General features: G+C 62.7%; 3 protein-coding genes. All 3 read left to right on the forward strand.

The features are described from left to right. A partial coding sequence (gene tssM, locus K0H48_RS30695; protein WP_257626884.1) for a type VI secretion system membrane subunit TssM occupies nucleotides 1-1,795 on the forward strand: 1,795 nt, incomplete at its 5' end. Continuing rightward, a complete protein-coding gene (locus K0H48_RS08795) occupies nucleotides 1,792-2,523 on the forward strand; it encodes a PP2C family serine/threonine-protein phosphatase (RefSeq protein WP_219267164.1) in 732 nt (243 codons plus the stop codon). The genes tssM and K0H48_RS08795, both read left to right, overlap by 4 nt. Continuing rightward, nucleotides 2,520-3,362, forward strand: a complete 843-nt coding sequence (locus K0H48_RS08800; RefSeq protein WP_219267165.1) for a serine/threonine-protein kinase — start codon at nucleotides 2,520-2,522, stop codon at nucleotides 3,360-3,362. Before K0H48_RS08795 ends, K0H48_RS08800 begins: the two co-directional genes overlap by 4 nt. The last annotated feature ends 402 nt before the right edge of the window (nucleotides 3,363-3,764 follow it).

Raw genomic sequence — 3,764 nt, forward strand, 5'->3', positions numbered from 1 at the left:
TGGGGATCGCGAACGGTTACTGGATAACCTGCGCGCCTACCTGATGCTCAATCTGCGCGAGCGACGTGACGCCGGGTGGCTGGCGGAGCGGGTGGCCACCCGGTGGTCCGAGCGCTTTGCCGGTGAGGCTGCGACGCAGGCGCGCCTGAGTGAGCACTTTGGCCGGCTGCTTGAACAACCCTTTACTGCGCCGCTCAATGATGAGCTGGTAGCCCAGGCGCGCCAGGTGCTGCGCGGAGAGTCGCTGGCAGATGTGGTGTATCGCGTGCTGCGCGAGCAATCGCACACGCTGGAACCCAGCCGCCTCACGGATGGCACCGTGTTCATGGCGCTGGATCAGCCGATTGCCGGTTTTTACAGCAAGCGCTATGTGCAGTATTTCGACCAGCAAGGCCCGCGACTGGTTAACGCGATTGTCCTGGACAATTGGGTGCTGGGGCAGGCGACTGACCTCAGTGCGATGGAATTGCGCCGGTTGATAGTCGAACTGGAACAGCGTTATTTCAGTGAGTACGCCGATGCGTGGAGCCAGGCCCTGGGGCAGGTCCGATTACGCGAAACCGAAAACCTGCGCCAGGACGCGGAGCAACTGGCGAGCCTCACCTCGGCGCAATCACCGTTGCTGTTGTTGTTACAACAGGTGCGTGAAAATACCCGTTTGCTGACCACTGATGAGCCGCTGTCAGCGGTGCTCCACGAGGCCGGTGACGTGGCTGCTATCGCTCAGTCAATGGCTGCCAGAGTACGTGCAGGTGTTTTGCCCAAGCCCACAGGCGATGGCGCCGCAAGACGCGCGTTGCAACGTCGTTTCGAGCCCTTGCATCAACTGCTTGATGAGCAGCAAAACCCGGGTGAACAATTGACCCAGGCGTTGCGCCAGCTTGACGCTGTGCACCTGCAACTGATGGCGCTGAACCGCGACGGAGCACCGGAGCAGGCGGCTTTCCAGATGGTGAAACGGCGTATGGAAGGGCAACAGCCTGGGTTGGGCCAGTTACGCGACAGTGCTGCACGTTTGCCGCTGCCGCTCAAAGGCTGGGTAGAGGGCCTTGCCGACGACAGTTGGCGGCATTTGTTCGATGAGGCCTATACCCATGTGAACCAGCGCTATCAGAGCGAGGTGTACAGCCTGTACGCCAGGGCTATCCGCCAGCGTTACCCGTTCAATGCCCATGCCAGCAGCGACGTGGCCGTGGGCGACTTCGAGGAGTTTTTCAAACCCCAGGGGGTGTTGGCAAAGTTCCATGACAGTTACCTGCGCCCGTTTATCAGCGCCGACGGCGGGCGTTATCGCTTGCGCGGGCTGGAAGGCCAGAGCCTGCCGATGTCGCGCGCGATGCTGGAACAACTCGGCAAAGCGCAGACCATCCGCCGTGGCTTTTTCGCTGGCGACCAGGGCGAGCTGGCGGTTCGATTTACGTTGGCACCCTATAGCCTGGACCAGGCGGTCAGCCGCGCGGTGTTGAGCTTCGGCGGTCAGCAGTTGGAGTACCGTCATGGGCCGATTGTGCCGGTGGCGTTCCAGTGGCCCAGTGACGTGGAAAATGGTCGTAGCAGCCTGGTATTGGAGCGCGGTGCAGAGCGGCCGTTGGGCATCGAGAAGAACAGCGGGGCCTGGTCGTTGTTTCGCTTCTTTGAGTTGCTGCACAGCGAACCTGCCAGCGGGCGCGATGCGCAGATACTCAAGTCCGACCTCGCCGGTTTGCGTGCCAATTACCTGTTGGTCAGCCAGCGCACACCCAGCCCGTTTCAGATGGACACATGGCGCACGTTCCGTTTGCCGGAGCAACTATGAACGGGCTGCAAGCACCCGCAGACAGCGCGGCACGCACCCAACGTGGCAAGGCCAGGCAGCGCAATGAAGATGCGTTCCTCGACTGCCCCCAGCAAGGTTGCTGGGCGGTTGCCGATGGTATGGGCGGCCATCGGGCCGGGCACAGGGCCAGCCAATCGGTGGTCGACAGCCTGGCCGCGTTGCCGGCCCAGGGTACGTTCGATCAGCGCGTCGATGCGGTGCAGCGATGCCTGCAACGGCTCAACCAGCGTTGGGGTGATCAAGCCGCACCGCCGGCCGAAGGCCGCGACGACAGTATGGGCAGTACCGTGGTGGTGTTGCTGCTGCAGGACCGTCGCGCAGCGTGTATCTGGGCGGGCGATAGCCGCTGTTACCTGTGGCGAGGTGGGCGGTTGTATCAGCTGTCGCGCGATCACTCACTGCTGCGCCAATTGATGGATGAGCAGCGCTTGAGCCTGGCGCAGGCCCAGGCACATCCCGACGCCAGGGCATTGACCCGCGCCGTCGGCGCCCGGCACCCGCTGAGACTCGAGGTGCTGGAGTTGGGCGCGCACCCAGGCGATGTGTTTGTGCTGTGCAGTGACGGTGTGTACCAGGCGATGACGCACGCCGAGCTGGGCAGCGCCATGGACAGCGGTACGCCGCAACAGGTAGTGGCGCGGCTGTTCACGACGGCGTTGCGCGGGCCGGCGCGGGATGACCTGACGGCTGTGGTGGTGCGCGCATGACCACGGCACCTGGCGTGCCCACCTTGCTGGCAGGGCGTTATCGCCTTGAGCGCATGCTGGGTTCGGGCGGCATGGGCGTGGTCTACCGGGCGCGCGACCTGTTGCACGAACAGTTTGGCGAGCCCTGTTCCAGTGTGGCAATCAAGCTGCTCGGTGAGAATCTGCGGCTGGCGCCCGATGCCCATGTGTTGCTCTACAGCGAGTTCGCGCTGACACGCAGCCTGCAGCATGAGCGCGTGGTACGCATGTTTACGTTCGAGGTGGATATCAGCAGTCAGATCGCGTTTTTCAGCATGGAGTTGATGCACGGCATGACCCTGGACCGGCTGCTGCTGGAGTGTCCCGATGGTTTGCCGTGGCGTGAGTTGCAGCCCCTGGCTGTGCAGTTGCTGGATGCCGTGGCGTATGTGCATCGTCAAGGTGTGCTGCATGGTGATGTAAAACCGGTGAATATCATGGTGGGTGAACAGGGCATTCGTTTGTTCGATTTTGGTCTCGGGCAGGCGACGGCGGATGCGATGACGGGACTGGCGAGTGTGTGTCGTGACCGATTCAATGCCTGGACACCGGCTTACGCGGCGCCGGAGTTGTTGGCGGGTGGTGCGCTGACGGCGAGTGCTGACCTGTATGCGGTGGCGTGTGTGATCTATGAATTGGCCGATGGCAGGCGCTTGGGTGAGCGTGGCACCACTGACCGACTGCAGCGTCCCCGGCAGTTGCCGGCCGCGTGCTGGCCGGCGTTGCGCCTGGCGTTGGCGATGGATCCTGAGCGTCGAACGATCAGCGTGGAGGCGCTGGGCGAGGTTATGGCGCGGTGTCGATGGCGCTGGTTCAGGTAGCTATGGGTGCGATTTGGCCTACGCTGTGTGTCTGCTGTTCTGTGGGCGCGGGCTTGCCTGCGATGCAGGCACCTCGGTGTGTCAGGTACACCGAGTTGATGCCATCGCAGGCGAGCCAGCTCCCACATTAGACCGAGTGTGGTTCTGCTGTTGCTCCGGCCCTTACATCCTTTTCGATGACGAAGTCAGCGGTCTTTTGATCTGCGCTTTTGATTGTGATCTTGATCTGAAATCGCCCCGTCAAACACGATGGCCGGAATCTGACAGTGATTTGGGGGGGTAAACCGGCAGGACGCCGGTTTAGCCGCGCTGGGCCAAGGATGGCCCATCGCGGCGGCCCCCCAAATCACTGTCGGATTGCGGGCATGCCGAGCCATAGCGAGGCACCGAGTGTTGGGGCGA

This window comes from Pseudomonas sp. Xaverov 259 (assembly GCF_019352915.1).
GTDB lineage: Bacteria > Pseudomonadota > Gammaproteobacteria > Pseudomonadales > Pseudomonadaceae > Aquipseudomonas.